A 21,826-nucleotide genomic window follows, 5' to 3' on the forward strand; every position below is an offset into this window, starting at 1 on the left:
TGAGGCGTGAGGCGTGAGGCGTGAGGCGGTGAGGCGTGAGGCGTGAGGCGTGAGGCGTGAGGCGTGAGGCGTGAGGCGTGAGGCGTGAGGCGTGAGGCGTGAGGCGTGAGGCAGAAAAGCCTGTTCGCTTCATTTTTCCTGTCAAGCGCTTTGTCGATTAAAGTTTTGTATTTTACTCCTCTCCCCTCACTCCTCTCCCTCACCTTTTATCCAGGCACGCCTTCCTCGACGCCGACCTCCGCGGCCGCCTCCCGCGCCGGCAGCAGGAACACGCTGTCGCGCGCCCAGTGCAGCAGGCGGATCTCGCCCGAGGCCTCTTCGACCAGGGCGGTGCAGTTCTCGACCCAGTCGCCGGAGTTGGCGTAGAGCAGGCCGTCGATGGTGCGCACGTTCCCGACGTGGATGTGGCCGCACACGACGCCGTCCAGGCCGGCGTGGCGCGCGCGCTCGACGGCCGCGGCCTCGAAGCGGCGCACGTAGTCGACGGCATTGCCCACACGGCTCTTGATGTAGGCGGAGAGGGACCAGTAGGGCCGCCCGAACAGCCGGCGCATCCGGTCGCAGTGGCGGTTGAGCATGAGCAGGAAGTAGTAGTTCAGGTCGCCGATATGGCGCAGCCAGCGGTTGACGGCGACCACGCCGTCCAGTTCGTCGCCGTGCGTGACCAGCAGGCGGCGTCCGTCCGCGGTGACGTGTTCCGTCTGGTGCAGGATCCGCACCCCGTTGAACTCCATTCCCGCGTAGTCGCGCATCAGCGCGTCGTGGTTGCCGGGGATGTAGACCACCCGGGTGCCGCGCCGCGCCTTGGCAAACAGTGACTGGACGACACGGTTATTGAGCTGCGGCCAGAACCAGCCCGAGCGCAGCTTCCACAGGTCGAACACATCGCCGACCAGGTAGAGGTATTCCGATTCCGTATTATTGAGCAGGTCGAGCAGATATTCCGCCTGAGCACCCCGCGTGCCTAAATGTATATCGGACACGAAGATGGAACGTACCGTTAATTTTCCCATCGAGATTCCCCCGCTAATTATCCGGCGCGCAATATATCTCACGGGCGCATGACGCTTTTGTAACGAAACGATGAATCTTTCATTAAGGCGGACGCGCGAGGGGCGGTTTCAGGGCGTTTTCACGCAATTGTCATAAAAACTTCGCGCGGCTGTCACACGCGCAGCGTAATCTGGCGCCCGAAGATGAGGCGCTCAACGGCATCCTTGCAACCTTCCCGCAGGCGCATCACGCCGCCGCGCGATCTCCACCATCGCACCATCACCGCAGACTTCCGGGCAGGGACCTCATGCGCATCCTGATGATCTCGGATGTCTATTTCCCGCGCATCAACGGGGTGTCGACCTCGATCGCCACCTACCGCGACTCCTTCCGCGCGCTGGGGCACGAGATAACCCTGCTCGCGCCCGCCTATCCGGCCGATTATTCGGACGACGCCGATACCGTGCGCATCCCGTCGCGTGGTCTCCCGCTCGACCCCGAGGACCGCATGATGCATTACCGCGTGCTGGTGACGATGCGCGAGGCGCTGCGCGGCCGCGCCTTCGACATCGTGCACATCCAGACGCCGTTCGTCGCCCACTACGCCGGGATCCGTATCGCGCGCGCGCTGGGACTCCCCGTCATCGAGTCCTACCACACCTATTTCGAGGAATACCTCTACCACTACATCCCGATGCTGCCGCGCGGATCACTGCGCGTACTGGCGCGGCGCTTCTCCGCCGGCCAGGGCAATGCCGTCGACGCGCTCGTCGTGCCCTCGCATGCCATGCACGACAAGCTGCGCGGCTACGGCGTCAGGAGCGAGATGCGCATCATCCCGACCGGCCTCAACATGCAGCACTTCACCCGCGGCGACGGCGCGGCCTTCCGGCGCCGGCTCGGCATCGACCCCGGCCGCCCCGTGCTGCTCTTCGTCGGCCGCGTCGCCTTCGAGAAGAACATCGACTTCCTGCTCCACATGGTGAACGAGGTGCGCCAGCGGCTGCCCGACGTGCTGCTCCTGATCGCGGGCGAGGGACCGGCCGAGCCGCACCTGCGCCGTCTCACGGAACGCCTCGGACTCGGACAGCAGGTTGCCTTCGTCGGCTACCTCGACCGCGAGTCCGCCCTGCTCGACTGCTACGCGGCCGCCGACGTGTTCGTATTCTCGTCGCGCACGGAAACCCAGGGCCTGGTGCTGCTCGAGGCCATGGCGATGGGGCGGCCGGTCGTCGCCCAGGCGGTGATGGGCACGCGCGATGTGCTGCGCGAGGGCGAGGGCGCGCTGATCGCCGAGGACGACGTCCGTGATTTCGCGCACAAGGTACTGACCCTGCTGCGCAACCGCAGGCTGTATGAGCAACTGAGCCGGCGTGCGCTCGACTACGCCCGCACCTGGTCCAACGAGTCCTGCGCCCGGAAGCTGGAGGAATACTATGTGCAAATCATCGACAAGGCCGCGGCGGCGCGCCGCGCGCTGGAGCCGCATCATGCCCAGCGCTGAGGCCGTCGCGGGCCGGGCGGCGGCGCGGGCCGCGCGCTACCGCAACCATCCCCTGCCGCACGCATGCGCGAAGCACTGAACCCGGTGCGGGACCGCTCCCTGCACCTCGGCATCGTCACCGAAACCTATCTGCCCGAGATCAACGGCGTGGCGATGACGCTCGCGCGGCTGGCCGCCGCCCTGCGCGACAACGGGCACCGGGTCAGCGTGGTCTGCCCGCGCCGCGCCGAGCGCGGTGGCGGCGACGCCGATCTGTGCGAGGTCCCTGGACTGCCCCTCCCGGGCTACGCGGACCTGCGTTTCGGCCTGCCTGCGGCGGGCAGGATGCACCGGCTGTGGCGGCGGCGCGCACCCGACGTGCTTTACGTCGCCACGCAGGGCCCGCTCGGCGCCTCGGCGGTCCGCGCCGCCCGGCGGCACGGGATTCCGGTGGTCAGCGGATTCCACACCAACTTCCACACCTACTGCCGCCACTACCGGCTCGCCTGGCTGGAACCCGCGGTGTTCGCCTATCTGCGCCGCTTCCACAACCGCACCGGCGCCACGCTGGTGCCGACCGACGCGCTGCGCGCGGAACTCGCGGCGCGCGGGCTGCGCAACGTGCAGGTGCTCGGCCGCGGCATCGATACCGATCTGTTCACCCCGGCGCGGCGCGACGCCGGCCTGCGCGCCGCCTGGGGCGTGGCGGACGACGCGCCCGCGGTCATCTACGTCGGCCGGCTCGCCGCCGAAAAGAACCTGCAGCTCGCGGTCAGCGCCTTCCGTGCGCTGCAGGGCGTGCGGCCGGAGGCGCGCTTCGTGCTGGTCGGCGACGGCCCGCTCGCCGCACGCCTGCGGGCGGAGCATCCGGATTTCATCTTCTGCGGCATGCGGACCGGCGCGGACCTCGCCGCGCATTACGCCTCCGGCGACATGTTCCTGTTCCCCAGCCTGACCGAGACCTTCGGCAACGTGCTGCTCGAGGCGCTCGCGAGCGGGCTCGCGGTGGTCGCCTACGACTACGCCGCGGCAAGCCAGCACATCCGCCCCGGCGAGAATGGTCTCACCGCGCCGTGCGGCAACGAGACCGTTTTCCTGCAGCACGCACTCACCCTGCTCGCGGACACCGCGCTGAGCCAGAAGCTGCGTGCCAACGCGCGCCGCCACGCCCTGACCCAGAGCTGGCCGCAGATCGGGGAGCAGTTCGAGGCACTGTTGCGGCGGCAGCTCCACGGAGAGGGCGCCTACGCCCTCGGCTTCAACTGGAACTCCGGCGGCTAACCCACGGTTGTCAAAAATAATTCATATAACTGACCCGCCACCGTCACATTCCGCGCCGATACTGGGCACAGCTGGGAAACCGCGAGGTGCCACATGGCTTCGACCAGAACAACGGCAATCGTAAACCGCCTGTTCGAGATTGATACGGCGATCTGCTACCAGATCAACCGCATCAGCCGCGTGCAGCTGCTGCGGACCTTCTTCACCGTCATCAGCCGCCTCGGCAACGGCGTCTTCTGGTACACCCTGATCGCCCTGATCGCCGTGCTCGACACCGAACAGGGTTTGATCGCCGCAGGACACATGCTGCTCACCGGCCTGGCCGGTGTCGCCATCTACAAGCTGCTCAAGACCAAGACCGTGCGCCCGCGCCCGTTCACGCGCCACGCCGGCATCCAGCTGTGCACCGCTCCGCTCGACCAGTACAGCTTTCCGTCCGGCCACACGCTGCACGCCTTCTCGTTCACGCTGGTGGCATGCGCCTACTACCCGTTCCTGCTCGCGCCCCTCGCCGTGTTCACCGCGCTGGTCGCGCTGTCGCGCATGATCCTCGGCCTGCACTATCCCACCGATGTCGCGGCCGGCATCGTCATCGGCCTCCTGCTCGGCGCCGTCAGCGTCGGCATCTGAATCCTTCACGGGATTCAGACTCATGAAGCGCAGCGCATCCCGCCGTCCGCAGCGGGACTTCGGCTATACTCGCCCCGCGAGCCGCACTATAATGCAGCTGCATTCCATGAAGACCTCGACGCAGAACGCCGTACCCTCCGCCGCCCCCGAGCAGATCGCCGCCGTCGACCTCGGCTCCAACAGCTTTCACATGATCATCGCGCAGATGCACGCCAGCGGATTCAAGCTGATCGACCGCCTGCGCGAACAGGTGCGCCTCGCGGACGGGCTCGACAAGTCGCGCAACATGAACGCGGAGGCGCAGGAGCGCGCGCTGCAGTGCCTGGGCCGTTTCGCCCAACGGCTGACCGGTCTGCCTCCCGGCAACGTGCGCGTCGTCGGCACCAACACCCTGCGCAGCGCGAAGAACGCGGCGGAATTCCTCGACCGCGCCGAGCAGGTACTCGGCTACCCGATCGAGGTCGTCTCCGGCATCGAGGAGGCGCGCCTGATCTACAGCGGCGTCGCCCACAGCCTCGCCTCCGACGGCGACAGCAACCGCCTGGTGGTCGACATCGGCGGCGGCAGCACCGAGATGATCATCGGCCGCGGCTTCTCCCCGCTCCTGATGGAAAGTCTGTACATGGGCTGCATCACGCACACCAACCGCTTCTTCCCCGGGGGCAAGATCACCGCCAGCGGTATCGACCGCGCGCTGCTCGAGGCGCGCGTCGAACTCGAACCCAAGATCGAGATCTACCGCGAGAGAGGCTGGGCCAGCGCCATCGGCGCCTCGGGCACCGCCCTCGCCATCAACCGGATCCTCGCCGCCAACGGCTGGGGCAGGGACGGCATCACGCTGGCCGGCCTGCGCAAGCTGACCGACGCCATGCTCAAGGCCGGGGATATCGACCTGCTCCGGCTCGAAGGCCTGAGCCGCGAGCGCGCCGCGATCCTGCCCGGCGGCGTCATCATCCTGCTCGCGGTGATCGACGGCCTCGGCATCGACAGGATGCTCGTATCCGACGGTGCGCTGCGCGAGGGGCTGATCTACGACCTGATCGGACGCCACCATACCGGCGACGCGCGCGAGGCCAGCGTGGACGCGCTCGCGGCGCGCTACCACGTCGACCGCGAGCAGGCGGCGCGCGTGGAGTCCACCGCCCTGAAGTGCCTGCGCCAGGTCGCGCCGGAGTGGAAGCTGGACGAAGAGATGAACTCGAACTGGCTCGGCTGGGCGGCGCGCCTGCACGAGCTCGGGCTCGACATCGCCCACAGCCATTACCAGAAGCACGGCGCCTACGTGATCGCGCATGCCGATCTCGCCGGCTTCTCCTTCCAGGAGCAGCAGCTGCTCGCCTCGCTGGTGCTCGCCCACCGGCGCAAGTTCCCGGCGCGCGCGTTCAAGGACCTCAAGAGCATCTGGGGCAAGCAGGCCGAACGTCTCGCACTGCTGCTGCGCCTCGCCGCGGTCCTGCACCGCAGCCGCAGCGCGGTACCCCTGCCCGAATTCCGGCTGACGGGCGACAAGCGGCGCCTGTCCCTGCGCCTGCCCGCCGGGTGGCTCGACGCCCATCCGCTGACCCGCACCGACCTGGAACGCGAGGCGCAGTACCTCGCGCAGATCGACATCGCGCTGGACTTCGGCTAGCACCGGCGCGTACCGCCATGCACGGGCGCGATGCGCCCGCCGCAGGAGGCTCCGCCGCCGGCGCACCGGATCAGGTACGGCTTGCGCCAGCGTTTCCCGGCGTCATGGCAGTCCATCTCCCGGTCGCGGCGCGCCGGATCACACGCCGGTTTCCAGCGACCTGCGCAGCGCGCCGAAGCGCCTGCGGTACTGCGCCGGAGTCAGCCGCACCTTGCGCCGGAACAGGCGGCTGAAAAACCCGGCGTCCTCATAGCCGACCTCCTGCGCGACGGCCTCCACCGGCAGGCTGCCGGATTCGAGCATCTGTTTCGCCTCCTCGAGGCGCAGCGTGTGCACATACTCGAGCGGCGACATGCCGGTCGCCTGCTGAAAGCGGCGCTTGAACGAACGCTCGGCCAGCCCGCTCAGGCGGACCATCGCGGTGACCGGCGCGCGCTCCTGGTAATGCCCGGCGATCCAGTGCTGGCAGCGGGCGATCACCGCGTCATCCGCCTGGCGCGTGGACGCGAGGCGGGCGAACGGCTGCTGGCCGACGGCGTGCCAGTCGATGAGGTTGACGCGGGCGACCTGCATCGCGGCGTCGACGCCCGCGCAGCGCGCGATCAGGTACAGCGACAGATCCAGCCACGACGTGCCGCCGCCCGCCATGACCAGGCGCTGCCCCTCGCCCGAGACCACCAGGGCGCGGTGCGCGCGCACCCGCACGTCGGGGAAACGCCGCTGCAGCACGTCGCACCAGGCCCAGTGCGTGGTCGCCTCGCAGCCGGCGAGCAGGCCCGCCTCCGCGAGCAGCATCGCCCCCGAGCACGCGGCGGCGAGCACGGCGCCGTCGGCGTGCCGCCGACGCAGCCAGGCGATCTCCGCCTCGAAACGCCCGGCGAGGACCTCGCCCGGCGGGAGGTTCACCTCCGGCACGCACACGACGTCGACCCGCGGGCAATCCTCCAGCGTGGCGTGCGGCGCGATGCGCACGCCGTTGCCCACCTCGAAGGCACCGGCGCGGGCCGAAACGACGAGCGCCCGCATCAGCTGCGGTCCGGCCCGGCCGTCCACGATGAGCGGCCAGTCGCGTCCGGCGGCCATGAACAGGTCGTACATGCCATAGAGTACCGACGCGCTGGTCTCGGGGAAGGCGAGCACGGCGACGGCGGTGGATGGGCGCGGGTCGTTCATGGCCGATTTGTCAGATTCCTTGCACAAATGGCTTTAGCCGGCCTGGCTAAACGGACGTACCTTTACACCCGTCACTATAGCCGGAAAACGCGGCGGCAGGCCATCCGGCCCTCGACGATGGAACGGCCCGCCGCCGCCACAACCTGGAGGAGCATCGCCATGAGCAAGTACCGCCACCGACTGCCGCAGCTCGACGGACGCCTGTTTCTGACCGACGGCGGCCTCGAGACGACCCTGATCTATCACGACGGCATCGATCTGCCCGCCTTCGCGGCCTTCGATCTCCTGAAGGACGAGGACGGGACGGAGACCCTGCGCCGCTATTTCGCGCGCTATGTCGACATCGCGCGCGCGCGCGGCGTCGGGATCGTGCTGGAGAGCCCGACCTGGCGCGCCAACCCGGACTGGGGCGCCCGGCTCGGCTATGACGCGGCCGCGCTGGCGGACGCGAACCGGCGGGGAATCGGCCTGCTGCTCGAGCTCCGCGCCGCGCTGGAGACGCGGCGGACGCCGATCGTTGTCAGCGGCAATCTCGGCCCGCGCGGCGACGGCTACCGGGCCGACGCGCGCATGGACGTCGATGCGGCGCGCACCTATCATGCGGCGCAGGTTGGCACCTTCGCCGGCACCGACGCCGACATGGTCGCCGCATTCACGATGAATTACCCGGAAGAGGCGATCGGCATCGCCCTCGCCGCGCGTGATGCCGAGCTGCCGGTCGCCATCGCGTTCACGGTCGAGACCGACGGGCGCCTGCCCTCCGGCGACACCCTCGCCGGCGCGATCGGGCGCACGGACGCCGGAACCGGCGGATATCCCGCCTATTACATGATCAACTGCGCGCACCCCGAACATTTCACGACGGTGCTGAGCGACGGCGGCGCCTGGCGCGGGCGCATTCGCGGCCTGCGCGCGAATGCATCGAGGCGCAGCCACGCGGAGCTGGACGCCAGCACGGAACTCGACGCCGGCGATCCGGACGAGCTGGGCGGACAGTACCGCGCGTTGCGCGCGCTGCTGCCCGGCCTGGCCGTTGCGGGCGGCTGCTGCGGCACCGACCACCGTCATATCGACGCGATGTGCCGGGAGCTGATCTAAGAGAATAGGGACAGATTTTTAATCTGTCCCTATTCCTTATCGAATGAATTCAAATCTTCCCACACACCTACTTGACGGATTTATCCGCCCCATTCCTTACAAGCGCATGGGGACAGATTTCAAATCTGTCCCCAATCTTGATTTGTCACGCCTCTCCCGCGCGCCGCAGCAGCGGCGGCGGCGCGCACGCGATGACCATCGGGCGCCCGTCGCGCGGATGGCGGAAGCGCAGTTCGGCGGAATGGAGGTGATAGCCCGGATCACCGGGCAGGGCGCGCGAACCCGGCGCCGGCAGCCCGCCCGCGGCATACAGCGGATCGCCCAGCAGCGGATGCCCGGCGGCGGCAAGGTGGATGCGGATCTGGTGCGGGCGACCCGTGGCGATATGCACGTCGCACAGGAAGGCATCCGCGCGGCGCTCGAGCACCGTCACATCAGACCGTGAGGGCCTGCCCTGCGGCGCGGCGGCGTGCACCGTGCCGAGCACGGCATGCGGCACCGGGCCGATCGGCGTCTCGACGGTGAACCCGTCGCGGGCCGGATCCCCGCCGGCGAGCGCGCGGTAGCGCTTCACGACCGCGCGCGTCGACCACTGCCCGGTCAGCGCCGCGCGCGCCTGATGAGTGCGCGCGCACAGCACCAGGCCCGAGGTCCAGCGCCCCAGGCGATGCAGTGGCGCGGCGTCGGGCGTACAGGCGCGCAGCCGGTAGAGCAGCGTCGCCTCGAGGAAGTCCGCGCCGGGCAGCGTCGGCAGGCCCGCCGGTTTGTCCACCGCGAGCAGATCCTCGTCCTCGTACAAAACGGTAAACGTGCGCGGCGCCTCGGGCTCGACCCACGGCTCGCGCCGCCAGACGAGTTCGCCGCCGCGCCGCAGCAGGCTGTCGGCCTGCGCGGGCTGCGCATCGAGGAGCACCCGGCCGGCGGCGATGCGCGCCGCCCATTCGGCGGCGGTCGCATGCCGGTAGCGCAGGCTGAGATAGTCCAGCAGACGCAACCCGTCCGCCGCCGGACCGAGCGTCTCGCGATAATCATAGCCCCGGTTGAGGCGCGCGTTCGCGGCATCCATCGCGGTCACCCTCATGCCGGCGGCGGGACCGATTCACCGGCAGCATCGTCCGGTTCGCCGTGCTTCTTCCCGGCGACCGGCGGGGCGTCCGCCGGCGCCGACAACGCGGTCAATCCCCCCGTCCGGGCGCCCGTCTCGCCGGCGAGGGCCTCGGGCAGGAAACCGCCCGCCTGCCGGCTCCACAGGCGATGATACGCGCCGCCGCGCGCCAGCAGCTCCGCGTGCGACCCGTCCTCGACGATGCGGCCGTCCTCGAACACCAGGATGCGGTCCAGGTGCGCGATGGTGGAGAGGCGGTGCGCGACGACGATGACGGTCTTGCCGCGCATGACCGTGTCCAGCGTCTCCTGGATCGCGTGCTCGGTGATCGAATCCAGCGCCGAGGTGGCCTCGTCGAGGATCAGGATGGGCGCGTTCTTGAGGATCACGCGCGCGATCGCGATGCGCTGGCGCTGCCCGCCGGACAGCTTCACGCCGCGCTCGCCGACGAGCGATTCATAGCCCTCCCGTATCTGCGCGATGAATTCGTGCGCATGCGCCAGGCGCGCGGCCTCGACCACCTCCGCGTCGCTCGCCTCCAGCCGGCCATAGCGGATGTTCTCGCGCAGCGTGCGGTGGAACAGCCCCGGGTCCTGCGGGATCAGGCTCAGCTGCGCGTGCAGCGATTCCTGGGTCATGGCGCGGATGTCGACCCCGTCGATCAGGATGGCGCCGCCCTGCGGGTCGTACAGGCGCAGGATCAGGCTCACGAAGCTCGACTTGCCCGAGCCCGACAGGCCGACCAGTCCGACGCGCTGGCCGGCCGGGATGCGCACGCTGAGCCGGTCGAACACCTTGCGCGGCGGCGTGTAACCGAACTCGACCGCGCGGAACTCGATCTCGCCGCGCCGGACGGGGAGCGCCTGCGCGTCGGGGGCGTCCACCAGCTCGTGCGCGCGCACGATGGTGTGCACGCCGTTGGAGACGTTGCCGATGTACTCGAAAAATTCCAGGAAGCGCCGGGCCAGGTTACGCGCCTCGTTGATGACCATCAGCGACAGGCTGACCGCCAGCACGAAGTCGCCGACGCCGATCCGGCCCTGCCCCCACAGGCGCAGCGCGTAGTACAGCAGCCCGATCTTCAGCACCGCCGCCGCCGAAAACTGGAACCAGCGGATGCGCTCGGAATAGCGGTGCGAGACCAGGATCGCCTGCATCTCGCGCGTCAGATCACGTTCCAGGTTCTCGCGCTCGAAACCGAGGCGCGCGAACAGGCGCGCGCTGGTGAGGTTGGTCACCGAGTCCACCACCGTGCCGGTGGTCTCGCTGCGCGCGGCCGCGGCCGCCTGCGCGTACGGCCGGCAGCGCCGCGCCAGCAGGTAGGAGATGCCGATGAAGAACACCGCCCACGCGAGCGCGAACCAGCCCAGCTGCGCGTGCGCCTGGAACAGCAGCACCACGGCGATGGCGATCACGATGACGATGGGCCAGAACTCGGTGATCAGGGCCCACAGCGTCTGCGTCACGCCCAGCGAGGTCTCCGAGATGCGGTGCGCGAGCGCGCCCGCGAAGTTGCTGCTGAAGTAGCGGTAGGAATGATGCTGCAGGTAGTGATAGATCGCGCGCGTCACCGCCTGGCGCTGGCGCGGCCCGAGGCGGATCTGGATCGCGCCGCCCAGGCGCCCGAATATCAGCTCGCCGACGCACAGGGCGACGAACAGCAGCAGCGGTCCCTGCAGGTGGGAGACCACCGCCATGGAGGTCTCCTGCGCCGCCATCACGCTCTTGATGATGCGCGCGAGCGCGTACGGGATCAGGATGCCGCAGGTGGCGTTCGCGGTCTCGAACGCCAGCATGCCGAAGTACCACCAGCGGTATTGCGCCACGAAATACCAGATGAAGCGGAACGGACTGGCCGGCAATGCGGGCGTGCCGGGCGCGCGCTGAAATGTCTGAATCGCGGGATCCTCGGACGGTGGGATGACGTCGGCGGTCCGCGAGCGGCCGCCATACCCGGTGCCGCGAGTATAGCACCGGCCGGAGGCCGCACCGCGCCGGATTCCTGCCGGTACTTCAGCGTCCGTCCGAATTTCCGTCCTGACCCGGACGCGCCGCCGGCGCGTTGTAATCTCCCCCGTGGCGGGATATCATCCGAACCCGCCCCTGCCGTCCGCGCCGCGCCGACGGGACGAATGCCGCACCCAGACACCCACCCGGATCCATGGAGAACACAATGAAAGCGACCGGCAACATCCGTCACCCGTCGATACTCACGCTCGCAACCGTCGCACTGCTGGCGGCCCCCGCCGTGCAGGCGGATACGGATGCCGGGTGGTACCTCGCCCCGGCGCTGAACTACATCATTGCCGACGGCGACCGTGACGCGGATGATGACGCCGGATTCCAGATCGGGCTCGGCAGGCAGTTGGACGAGGCCTGGAACCTGGAGGGCGTGCTCGAGCTCGACACCCTGGACAGCGAGGACGGCGCCGACGAGTTCAAGCAGCGCGGTCTTGCCCTCGACGGCCTGTACTTCTTCGACCGGAATCCCGGCTTCGCGCCCTACGCCCTCGTCGGCGCCGGCGTAATGAATACCCGGTTCGCCGGGGAGAAGGGCACCAATCCGATGTTAAACGCGGGCATCGGCTTCCTGTCGAATGTCCTCGGCGATGCGGTGGCCCTGCGCGGCGAGGCCCGTTACCGCTATGACGGTGACGACAGCAGTGCCTCGCCGACGACATTCGTTCGGCGACTGGATCATCACCCTCGGCCTGAATATCCCGCTGGGCGGCTCCGGCACCCCGGCGCCTGCCGCGGCGCCGATCGCGGCCTCTGCACCCGCCGTGGCTGCAGAAGCCGCACCCATGGACAGCGACAACGACGGCGTCCTCGACGCCAGCGATGCCTGCCCGGATTCCCCGGCCGGCGCCAGGGTCGATGCGCGCGGCTGTGAGCCCGACAGCGACGGTGATGGCGTGACCGACGGCGCGGACCGCTGCCCGGGCACCGCCGCTGGGATCGCGGTCGATGCCCAGGGCTGCGAGAAGGACAGCGACGGCGACGGCGTCACCGACAGCGCCGACCGCTGCCCCGACTCCGCGGCGGGCGTGAAGGTCGACATCCACGGCTGCGAGATCAAGGCGGTCATCGAACTGCCGGGCGTGAACTTCGAGACCGGCTCGGCACGCCTGCTGCCGGAATCGACCGCCATTCTCGACGAGGCGGCGGCGACGCTGCGCAAGCACCCGGAGATCAGGGCCGAGGTGGCGGGCCACACCGACAGCAGCGGTTCACGCGCATTCAATGTGAAGCTCTCGCAGCAGCGCGCCGAGTCGGTGATGAACTACCTGGTCGGCCAGGGTGTGGCGGCCGGCAGCCTCACCGCCCAGGGCTACGGACCCGACCGCCCGGTGGCGGACAACGCGACGGCCGCCGGCCGCGCCGCGAACCGCCGGGTGGAACTGAAGATCGCCCAGTAAACAGGCATACCCCCGGCTGCACGCGCGGCCGGGGGCGCCCTTGCCAGGGGACATGAGCGATACGACGCCGACACCGCTGACCCGGGAGGAATTCGCCCGGGTCGTACGCTCTACGCCGCTGGTGTCGATCGACCTCGTGGTGCGCGATCAGGCACGGCGGATGCTGCTCGGCCTGCGCGAAAATCGTCCGGCGCAGGGTTACTGGTTCGTGCCGGGCGGCCGCATCGGCAAGGACGAACACATCGAGCAGGCCTTCCGCCGCATCAGCTGCATGGAACTCGGCCGCGCGCTGACCCTGGCCGATGCGCGCTTCATCGGCGTGTACGAGCACCTGTACGACGACAACTTCGCCGGTGAATCCGGCTTCGGCACCCACTATATCGTGCTCGCCTACGCCGTCGACGGCGCCGCCGCCGACTTCGACCTCCCCCTCGACCAGCACAGCCGCTATGAATGGATGGCGGAATCCGACGTGCTCAGCCGGACCGACGTGCATCCCTACGTCCGCAACTATTGCGGCCGCTGATCAGCCCATACCCGCGCCTCACACCCGCAATTCCTGCTGGACGCCGTCACGGGGCGGCGTCATATGCAATCGTATATATGGTTGACGTTATATATGGATTCTCATATATTACGCGGCATGCCCCTCGACGCCCATGAAATCTTCACCGCCCTCGCCCACCCGCTGCGCCTGCGCGCATTGCTGCTGCTGCACGCCCAGGGTGAACTGTGCGTATGCGAGCTGTGCCATGCGCTCGATGTGTCGCAGCCGATGATCTCGCGGCATCTCGCCCAGCTGCGCGCCTGGGGTGTCGTCAGCGACCGGCGCCAGGGCCTGTGGATCCACTACCGTCTCCATCCCGACCTGCCGGCCTGGGCACTCAACATCCTGCGCGAGACCGCGCACGCCAAGGCGCAGGACACCCCGTTCGCGGACGACCAGGCGGCGCTGTCGGCCATGCCGAACCGTCCGGGCGCGCCGCGCTGCGCCTGATACGACGGAGCGCCCGACATGGCCGGCGATCTTCTGCTCATCCACTCCAACCACGCGGGGCTGCGGCCATGACCGACGAATCGTTCAACGTACTGTTTCTGTGCACGGGAAATTCGGCGCGCAGCATCTTCGCCGAATGCCTGATCAACCGCCTGGGAAGAGGAACCTTCCGCGGTTACAGCGCGGGCAGTCACCCGAAGGGCAGGATTCATCCGCGGGCCATCCATGAACTGGAGCGCAACAACTACCTGACCGACGGGTTGCGCAGCAAGGACTGGAGCGAATTCTCCGCGCCCGGCGCCCCGCGCATGGATTTCGTCTTTACCGTCTGCGACCGCGCGGCGGCGGAGGTCTGCCCGGTGTGGCCGGGCCAGCCCATGACGGCGCACTGGGGCGTCGAGGATCCGGTCGCCGCCGAGGGGGACGAGCTCACGAAAAATGCCGCCTTTGTAACCGCCTTTCGCGAGCTCCAGAATCGCATCTCCATCTTCGTCAACCTGCCCTTCAAATCGCTGGACCGGCTGCGCCTGCAGGAAAAGCTGGACGAGATCGGCCGCATCCGGCTCTCCGACCAGGATTAGCCGGCGGCCCCACGGCGATGAGCGCGCAATGCGAAGTCGCGGCCAGACGCGCCGCGGCCGGCACGATGGGCCTGTTCGAACGCTATCTCACCGTGTGGGTGGGCTTGTGCATCGCGGCGGGCATCTCGCTGGGACACTGGTTCCCCGCGCCGTTCCGCGTCATCGGCCAGATGGAAGCGGCGCAGGTAAACCTGCCGGTGGCCCTGCTCATCTGGCTGATGGTCATCCCGATGCTGCTGAAGGTCGACTTCGGGGCCCTGCACCGGGTGAAGGAGCACTGGCGGGGCATCGGCGTCACGCTCTTCATCAACTGGGCGGTCAAGCCCTTCTCGATGGCGCTCCTCGCCTGGGTTTTCATCCGCGGCATATTCGCGCCGTACCTGCCTGCAGATCAACTGGATGCGTATGTCGCGGGACTGATCCTGCTGGCCGCGGCGCCGTGCACGGCGATGGTGTTCGTCTGGAGCCGCCTCTCCGGCGGCGACGCCAACTTCACGCTCTCCCAGGTCGCACTGAACGACACCATCATGATCTTCGCCTTCGCGCCGATCGTCGGCGTGCTGCTCGGCCTCTCGGCGATCACGGTGCCGTGGAACACGCTCCTCCTCTCGGTCACGCTCTACATCGTACTGCCGGTGCTGTTCGCCCAGTGGTGGCGGCGCCGGATCCTGCGCCGCGGCGGCGAGGCGGCGCTGAAGACACTGCTCGACGCCTTGCACCCGCTCTCGCTCGCCGCCCTGCTCGCGACGCTCGTGCTCCTGTTCGGATTCCAGGGCGAACAGATCCTGCGCCAGCCGCTGGTGATCGCCCTGCTGGCCGTGCCGATCCTGATCCAGGTCTATTTCAACTCCGGCCTCGCCTACCTGCTGAACCGGCGGTTCGGCGTGGCCCACAGCGTGGCGGCGCCGTCCGCGCTGATCGGGGCGAGCAATTTCTTCGAGCTGGCGGTGGCGACCGCCATCGTGCTGTTCGGTTTCGATTCCGGTGCAGCCCTGGCCACCGTGGTGGGTGTGCTGGTTGAGGTCCCCGTGATGCTGTCGGTGGTGAGGATTGTCAATTCCACGCGGGACTGGTACGAGCGCGGCGCCGCAAGGACCCATCCGCCGGGCGGCATCCCTCCCGGCGCCTGACGGCGAACTGCAGGAACAGAGGAAAAGCGAGATGACGGTTCAGATAGGCATCAACGGATTCGGGCGCATGGGGCGGCTCGGCCTGCGCGCCGGCTGGAACAGCGCGGGCCTGGCATTCGCGCGCATCAACGAGACCGCGACCGACGCCGCGGGTTCCGCGCATCTGCTCAAGTTCGATTCGGTGCACGGCACCTGGTCCGAGGAGTGCACCTCCGACGGCGACGCCCTGATCGTCGGCGGACGTCGCATCGCCTGCAGCCGCAGCGCGTCCATCGCCGAGGCCGACTGGTCGGGCTGCGACATCGTCATCGAGGCGACCGGGAAGCACCACAAGAAACCGGAGACACTGCGCAGTTATTTCGATCAGGGCGTGAAGAAGGTCCTCGTCGCCGCGCCGACCGAGGGCGCGCTCGACATCGTCTACGGCGTCAACGACCGCCTGTATGACCCGGCGACACACCACCTCGTCACGGCCGCCTCCTGCACCACCAACTGCCTGGCGCCGGTGGTCAAGGTCATGCACGAGCGCATCGGCATCGTGCACGGCGCCATGACCACCATTCACAACATCACCAACACGCAGACCATCGTCGACAAGGGCCACAAGGACCTGCGCCGCGCGCGCGCCTGCGGCCAGTCGCTGATCCCCACCACCACCGGCTCGGCCCGGGCGATCACGAAAATATTTCCCGAACTCGCCGGCAAGCTCAACGGACTCGCCGTGCGCGTGCCGCTGCTCAACGCCTCGCTCACCGATTTCGTGTTCGAGGCGCGGCGGCCGGTCTCGGCGGCGGAGGTCAACGGATATTTCCGGGAAGCGGCGGCGGGCGAGCTCCGCGGCATCCTCGGCTACGAGGAACGGCCGCTCGTCTCGGCCGACTTCCTCAACGACACGCGCTCCTCCATCGTCGACGCGCCGTCCACGATGGTCGTCGACGGCACCCAGGTGAAGGTGCTGGCCTGGTACGACAACGAGTGGGGCTACGTGAACCGGATGATGGACATCGCGCGCATGCTGGCGGCGCGCCTCTGATCCGCCCGCGGCTCGGCCCTGACATGGATCCCGGTCAGCGCAACTACCTCGTCGTCACCGGCGGCTACTGGGCCTTCACCGTCACCGACGGCGCCATCCGCATGCTGGTAGTGCTGTACTTCCACCTGCTCGGCTATTCGCCGCTCGAGGTGGCGCTGCTGTTCCTGTTTTACGAATTCTTCGGCATCGTCACCAACCTGGTCGGCGGCTGGCTGGGCGCGCGCATCGGGCTCAACCTCACCATGCACATCGGCATGGGCCTGCAGGTCGTCGCGCTCATGCTGCTCACCGTCCCGGACGCCTGGCTGTCGGTGCCCTACGTGATGGCGGCGCAGGCGCTCTCCGGCATCGCCAAGGACCTCAACAAGATGTCCGCCAAGGCGAGCGTGAAGGCGCTCGCCGGCAGCGGCGGTGAATCGCGCCTGTTCACCTGGGTCGCCGCGCTCACCGGATCGAAGAACGCGCTGAAGGGCGCCGGCTTTTTCGCCGGCGCGGCGCTGCTGCAGGGGCTCGGCTTCCGCGGCGCGCTCGCCGTGCTCGCCGGGTCGCTGCTGTGCATACTGATCGTCACCGCACTGCTGCTGCCGGCCGGCGTGGGCAGGATGAAGACGAAACCGAAATTCTCCCAGGTGTTTTCCAACAAACCCGCGATCAACCGGCTGGCGGCGGCGCGCTTCTTCCTGTTCGGCGCACGCGACGTGTGGTTCGTAGTCGGCCTGCCGGTGTATCTCTACGCGGTGCTCGGCTGGTCGTTCATGCAGGTGGGCGCGTTCCTCGCGCTGTGGGTGATCGGCTACGGCTTCGTGCAGGCCGCCGCGCCGCGCATCATCGGCCGCGGCGGCCCCCCGGGCGGCGCCGCCGCGCGCGGCTGGGCCGGCGTGCTCGCGGCATTGCCGGCCGGCATCGCGCTGGCGCTGGGCCAGGGGTGGGAACCGGCACCGGTGCTGATCGGCGGGCTGATCCTGTTCGGCATCGTGTTCGCCATCAACTCGGCGCTGCACTCCTACCTGATCCTCGCCTACTCCGAGCACGACCGGGTGGCGCTGAACGTCGGCTTCTACTACATGGCCAACGCGGGCGGGCGCCTCGCCGGCACGGTGCTGTCCGGCTGGGCCTACCAGGCGCACGGGCTGGAGGGCTGCCTGTGGTGGTCCAGCGCCTTCGTGCTCGCCGCAGCCCTGCTTTCCTTCAGGCTGCCGCCGGTCCGCGCGGACGCGCCGCTCCCGACGGCGCGCAGCGCGGACGAGGGCTGAGACGGAGGGGATTTCGGCGCGCTACTCGGAGGCGTGCGCCATCAGGACCAGATAGCGCTCGAGACGGTCCGCGCGCGGCGCCGCGCCGGCGGCGAGGAAATCGCAGCCCCCCGCCGCGCAGCGGGTCCCGCCGGTGAGCCTGTCGAGCACCAGGTCCGGCAGGTCGTAGTGATGCATCGCAGCGGGCCTGACCGGCTTTCCCCCGTCGACGATCGCGATGCGGTTGTAGTACTGACTGCGCTCGCGGTTGTCCAGGTAGCGCAGCGCGCTGTAGGTATTGGGGCCGAACTGCAACGGCGGCACATGGTCCGACACCAGCACGACCAGGCTGTCGGGATCGAGCGCGATGAGCCGGCGCACGTAGTGGGCGATGGCCTCCGTGCGATAGTAGAACTGGTTGACCACGCGCTCCAGGTGCTCGTCCCTGAAACCGGACTCGATCCGGACGACCGGCGGGCGCCTGGCGCTGTCGATGTTGTGCGGCGTATGACCGTAGATGGTCAGCAGGTAGTTGAACAGGGGCTGCCCCGGATGCCGGCGCAGATGCTCCGCGACGAAACCCAGGTTCTGGGCGAACAGGTCGCCGTCGAACTGGTAGTCCTCGACGCCGGGGTCGCCGGCGTGCAGGTAGGTGGGCGCGGCGGAGTAGAACTCCGCGGGATACTGCTGCTCGGTGAATCCGATGCCCTGGTACGCCGGCTGGGCGTTGAAGAAATTGGGCTTGTAGCTGTTGCTCGCGACGCTGCGGTAGCCGAGCTCCGTCAGCAGTCCGGGCAGGCAGTGCGCCGGGGCGCCGGTAAAGGCGTTGAACTCGACGCTGGAGAGGCGCTCGAGGGCCGGCACCCCGCACAGCACCTCGAATTCCGCCTGCGCAGTACCGCCGCCGAAGACCGGCGAGAGAGACAGGCCGAGCGCATCGCCGAACAGCTGCTCGAAGTCCGGATGAACCGGATTGCGCGAGAACTTCAACCCGCTGAACAGGCGCGGGTCGAGGAAGCTCTCCAGCACGACGAAGTGGACGTTGCGCGGCCGCAGCTGGAGCCGGATCCGTTCGACCTCTCCCCTGAAGCGTGCATCGAAGGCGGCACGATCGCGGTACGGCTCTATCTGCTCGAGCGTACCGGCGCGCTGCGCCTCGCGATAGAGCAGCATGGCCACGCGACCGTTGCTCTCCACACTCTTGCCATCGGAATAGGTCACGATCTCATGGGCGAAGGACTCGAAGCCGGTGGCGAAGGCGTCCGGCGCGGCGCGGATGGCCAGCGCGACCACGCACAGCGGCATCACGCCCGCGACCAGGCGCCAGGGCCGGCCGTAGTCGATCCGCGCGAACAGGACCAGAAACGGCACGACGAAGGCGAGCGTCAGGAGGATCGCGTACGGAAGCGGCAGGATCTGCAGCAGCTCAGGCAGCTCGGACAGGTTGATCAGGCGAAACACCTTGCCGTACACCAGGTAGAACACGTCGTGCACCAGGTAGACCGCGAAGATCGGGACGGCCGCCAGCACCGGGCGCAGGCTCGACGGCTTTAGCGCGACATAGGCGAGGCCGTACAGGTACAGCACGCACGCGAGCTCGGGCCACTGCAGGTACAGGAGCTTGGCGCTGAATCCGCCGTAGACCTCCACCAGCCTCGCATAGAGCGCCAGGGCCGCGAGCAGCAGGGCGACATGGAGGAGGGGCTTACGCCAGTGATCCGGCGGGGGCAAACTCATGGCGGCAGGGACGGATGCAGGACAAGGGAGCCGAATTGTCGCGCCATTGTCATCAAACTGCAACATTCTTCCGCTAGGACCGACCTGCGACCCCGGCTGGGCCGCCTCCGCCGCCCGCAGGCCGGGCGGCGGGGGATATCGCGCGGCATGGCGCCTCCCGCCGGAAGGTGCGCGCCGCATCCCGCGCCATGGACGGACGGTGCGGGAACGGACACTGTCGAGTCCCGGCTCCCGGTGTCCGGACACGCAGCGGCGCATCACGCTTCTTCGTGCCGTCACTGCGAACCGGGCGCACAGCGCGTTTACATTTCGCGCTGCAAGCGACTGCGCGCCGCAATCAGTCTGTGCGTCGTTTGTTTACGATCATGAACACTGCCGGCTCGCGCGCATGATGCATCATCTCCCGGGTTCCATGTCCGCTTCGGTAACGTTACCGAAACAGTTCCATGCGATTCTGCAATCGATCCTTCGGATCGCTCGGCGCCGCGCACGCGCGGGCGTCGCTTCACATATCAATGTTGCAGATAAAACAAGGAGCACCCATGTCCAATCAATCACTGATCAAATCTATCGTTGTCGCCGGCAGCCTGTTCGCCGCCGGGCCGAGCCTGGCCGCCACCGTTGCCATCACCGAATGGATGTATGCCGGCAGCGGCGGCGAGTTCATCGAATTCACCAACGTCAGCGGCGCGGCGATCGACTTCACCGGCTGGAGTTACGATGACGACTCACGGCTCGCCGGAGTGTTCGACCTGTCCGGTTTCGGCGTGGTCGCCGCGGGCGAGTCCGTCATCATCACCGAGAGCTCCGCCGCGCAGTTCAGCGCCGACTGGAGCCTGGCGTCTTCGATCAAGGTGCTCGGCGGATACACCAACAACCTCGGACGCAACGACGAGATCAATCTCTTCGACGTAAATGATGCGCTGGTCGATCGCCTGACCTATGGCGACCAGACCTTCGCGGGGACGATCCGCACCCAGGGCGCCAGCGGCAGCCCGCTCAGCCTCGCCGCGCTCGGCGCGAATGATCCCGCGCTCTGGGCACTGTCGACTGCCGGCGACCAGTACGGCTCCTACCTGTCTGCGAATGCCGACCTCGGCAATCCCGGCACCATCGGTTCCCTGAATCCCGTTCCGGTTCCGGCCGCAGTCTGGCTGCTGGGTTCCGCGCTCGCCGGCCTGATTGGCATCGGGCGGCGCAAGGCCTGATCACGCAACCCGACGCCGCAGGATCACGGCATGCGCGCGGCCAATTACTCATCGGAGACACATGGAATGAAAAAACCCTTCAAGACATCAACCTTCGCCGCGGCCATCCTGGCCGCGCAGGCCGGACTGGCGCTGCTCGCCCCGTCCGGTGCCTCCGCCGCCATTACGGCGCTCGACCTGGCGAACTACACGCTCACCGGCACCTACACCCTGCCGGGCATCGCCGCCGCCGAGGCCTCGGCGGTCACCTACAACTGGACGACCGATACGCTGTTCGTGCTCGGTGACGAGGGTGACGCCCTCGTCGAGGTGAACCGAACGGGCGCCCAGATCGGCATGATGACGCTGACCGGCTTCGCCGACACCGAAGGCCTGACCTACATCGGCGGCGGGCAGTTCGTGCTGACCGAGGAACGCCTGCGCAACGCCTACCTGCTCAGCTACTCCGCCGGCGGCAGCGCAGACAGCTCGACACTCGCGATGGCGGATCTCGGCGCCACGGTGGGGAACACCGGCATCGAGGGGATCTCCTATGATCCGCGCGACGGCTCGTTCATTACAGTCAAGGAGATCAATCCCCAGGAGGTCAACAGGAACGTGATCGACTTCGGCACCGGCACGGCCGCGGTGACGGGCCTGTTCACGCCGAACCTGGGCGTGATCGACCTGTCGGATGTGCAGGTGCTGGCCACCGTACCATCGCTGACGGGTACGGCGGACGAGGACAACCTGCTCGTCTTCAGCCAGGAATCGGCACGCCTGCTCGAGGTCGACCGCTCCGGCAATGTCCTCAGCCAGTACGATTTCAGCGCGCTGGCGGACTCGGCGGAAGGCGTCACCATCGACGCGAACGGCAATATCTATGTCGTCGCGGAGAATGGCGACGACCCGCTGCTGTTCGAGCTCTCACCCGCCCCGGTGCCACTGCCGCCCGCCCTGGTCCTGCTGGGCAGCGCGCTCGCCGGCCTCGCCGGCGTGATGCGCCGCCGCAAGGCCTGATCCCCTCCCGAACAGCCGCCGCCCTGCACGGGGCGGCGGCCCCTCCCCGCCGCACGCCGGCCGCAGCGCCCGGCCGTCCCGTGTTGACGCCCGTACG

At 68.4% G+C, this 21,826-nt stretch carries 19 protein-coding genes and 1 pseudogene; 15 read left to right on the forward strand and 5 right to left on the reverse strand.

All coding sequences use genetic code 11. The annotated features are described in order from the left end of the window. Positions 1-206: 206 nt before the first annotated feature. Entirely contained in the window at positions 207-1,013 is an 807-nt protein-coding gene (locus IPK65_06260; protein ID MBK8162748.1) for a UDP-2,3-diacylglucosamine diphosphatase, read from the reverse strand. Between the two features lie 287 nt (positions 1,014-1,300). Between IPK65_06260 and IPK65_06265 the strand changes: the two genes are divergently transcribed. The 4 genes from IPK65_06265 (at position 1,301) to ppx (ending at position 6,017) form a co-directional block, all read left to right on the forward strand. Next, positions 1,301-2,497 (forward strand): glycosyltransferase, encoded by a 1,197-nt coding sequence (locus IPK65_06265; GenBank protein MBK8162749.1) that lies wholly within the window; start codon positions 1,301-1,303, stop codon positions 2,495-2,497. Positions 2,498-2,560: 63 nt separating this feature from the next. Then, on the forward strand, positions 2,561-3,757 hold the full coding sequence (locus tag IPK65_06270; GenBank protein ID MBK8162750.1) for a glycosyltransferase family 1 protein: 1,197 nt from the start codon (positions 2,561-2,563) through the stop codon (positions 3,755-3,757). Between the two features lie 93 nt (positions 3,758-3,850). Further along, positions 3,851-4,387: a phosphatase PAP2 family protein gene (locus tag IPK65_06275; GenBank protein MBK8162751.1), complete on the forward strand. Its 537-nt coding sequence runs from the start codon at positions 3,851-3,853 to the stop codon at positions 4,385-4,387. A gap of 106 nt (positions 4,388-4,493) precedes the next feature. After that, positions 4,494-6,017: an exopolyphosphatase gene (gene ppx / locus IPK65_06280; protein ID MBK8162752.1), complete on the forward strand. Its 1,524-nt coding sequence runs from the start codon at positions 4,494-4,496 to the stop codon at positions 6,015-6,017. Positions 6,018-6,155: 138 nt separating this feature from the next. On the opposite strand, the gene IPK65_06285 is transcribed toward ppx, so the two are convergent. Beyond that, entirely contained in the window at positions 6,156-7,190 is a 1,035-nt protein-coding gene (locus IPK65_06285) for a helix-turn-helix domain-containing protein (GenBank protein MBK8162753.1), read from the reverse strand. A gap of 159 nt (positions 7,191-7,349) precedes the next feature. Between IPK65_06285 and IPK65_06290 the strand changes: the two genes are divergently transcribed. Then, entirely contained in the window at positions 7,350-8,288 is a 939-nt protein-coding gene (locus IPK65_06290; protein ID MBK8162754.1) for a homocysteine S-methyltransferase family protein, read from the forward strand. A gap of 145 nt (positions 8,289-8,433) precedes the next feature. Here IPK65_06290 and IPK65_06295 read toward each other — a convergent pair whose 3' ends face one another. Both IPK65_06295 and IPK65_06300 read right to left on the reverse strand, forming a co-directional pair. Next, the gene (locus IPK65_06295) at positions 8,434-9,354 is read right to left on the reverse strand and encodes an RluA family pseudouridine synthase (protein ID MBK8162755.1); all 921 of its coding nucleotides are present in this window, start codon (positions 9,352-9,354) and stop codon (positions 8,434-8,436) included. Between the two features lie 149 nt (positions 9,355-9,503). Next, positions 9,504-11,315: pseudogene (locus IPK65_06300) on the reverse strand (ABC transporter ATP-binding protein). A gap of 251 nt (positions 11,316-11,566) precedes the next feature. On the opposite strand from IPK65_06300, the gene IPK65_06305 reads away from it, so the two are divergent. The 8 genes from IPK65_06305 (at position 11,567) to arsJ (ending at position 17,806) form a co-directional block, all read left to right on the forward strand. Further along, positions 11,567-12,286 carry a porin family protein gene (locus IPK65_06305; protein ID MBK8162756.1) on the forward strand — a complete coding sequence of 240 codons (720 nt, stop codon included), beginning with the start codon at positions 11,567-11,569 and terminating at the stop codon, positions 12,284-12,286. Beyond that, positions 12,198-12,812, forward strand: a complete 615-nt coding sequence (locus tag IPK65_06310) for an OmpA family protein (GenBank protein MBK8162757.1) — start codon at positions 12,198-12,200, stop codon at positions 12,810-12,812. The genes IPK65_06305 and IPK65_06310 overlap by 89 nt, the downstream gene beginning before the upstream one ends. Positions 12,813-12,864: 52 nt before the next feature. Then, positions 12,865-13,338, forward strand: coding sequence for a GDP-mannose mannosyl hydrolase (locus IPK65_06315; protein MBK8162758.1), 474 nt, complete (start codon positions 12,865-12,867; stop codon positions 13,336-13,338). 117 nt (positions 13,339-13,455) lie between these two features. Then, entirely contained in the window at positions 13,456-13,809 is a 354-nt protein-coding gene (locus tag IPK65_06320; protein ID MBK8162759.1) for a metalloregulator ArsR/SmtB family transcription factor, read from the forward strand. Positions 13,810-13,877: 68 nt separating this feature from the next. Then, positions 13,878-14,390: an arsenate reductase ArsC gene (locus tag IPK65_06325; GenBank protein ID MBK8162760.1), complete on the forward strand. Its 513-nt coding sequence runs from the start codon at positions 13,878-13,880 to the stop codon at positions 14,388-14,390. A gap of 17 nt (positions 14,391-14,407) precedes the next feature. Then, entirely contained in the window at positions 14,408-15,520 is a 1,113-nt protein-coding gene (gene arsB / locus IPK65_06330; protein MBK8162761.1) for an ACR3 family arsenite efflux transporter, read from the forward strand. Positions 15,521-15,551: 31 nt separating this feature from the next. Further along, a complete protein-coding gene (locus IPK65_06335) occupies positions 15,552-16,553 on the forward strand; it encodes an ArsJ-associated glyceraldehyde-3-phosphate dehydrogenase (protein ID MBK8162762.1) in 1,002 nt (333 codons plus the stop codon). Positions 16,554-16,576: 23 nt separating this feature from the next. Beyond that, a complete protein-coding gene (arsJ, locus tag IPK65_06340; GenBank protein MBK8162763.1) occupies positions 16,577-17,806 on the forward strand; it encodes an organoarsenical effux MFS transporter ArsJ in 1,230 nt (409 codons plus the stop codon). A gap of 21 nt (positions 17,807-17,827) precedes the next feature. Here arsJ and IPK65_06345 read toward each other — a convergent pair whose 3' ends face one another. After that, a complete protein-coding gene (locus tag IPK65_06345; GenBank protein MBK8162764.1) occupies positions 17,828-19,522 on the reverse strand; it encodes an LTA synthase family protein in 1,695 nt (564 codons plus the stop codon). A gap of 542 nt (positions 19,523-20,064) precedes the next feature. Between IPK65_06345 and IPK65_06350 the strand changes: the two genes are divergently transcribed. Together IPK65_06350 and IPK65_06355 are read left to right on the forward strand one after the other, a co-directional pair. After that, positions 20,065-20,730: a lamin tail domain-containing protein gene (locus IPK65_06350; protein ID MBK8162765.1), complete on the forward strand. Its 666-nt coding sequence runs from the start codon at positions 20,065-20,067 to the stop codon at positions 20,728-20,730. A 66-nt stretch (positions 20,731-20,796) separates the two neighbouring features. Further along, positions 20,797-21,729, forward strand: a complete 933-nt coding sequence (locus tag IPK65_06355; protein ID MBK8162766.1) for an SdiA-regulated domain-containing protein — start codon at positions 20,797-20,799, stop codon at positions 21,727-21,729. The last annotated feature ends 97 nt before the right edge of the window (positions 21,730-21,826 follow it).

The organism is Gammaproteobacteria bacterium (assembly GCA_016712635.1).
GTDB lineage: Bacteria > Pseudomonadota > Gammaproteobacteria > SZUA-140 > SZUA-140 > JADJWH01.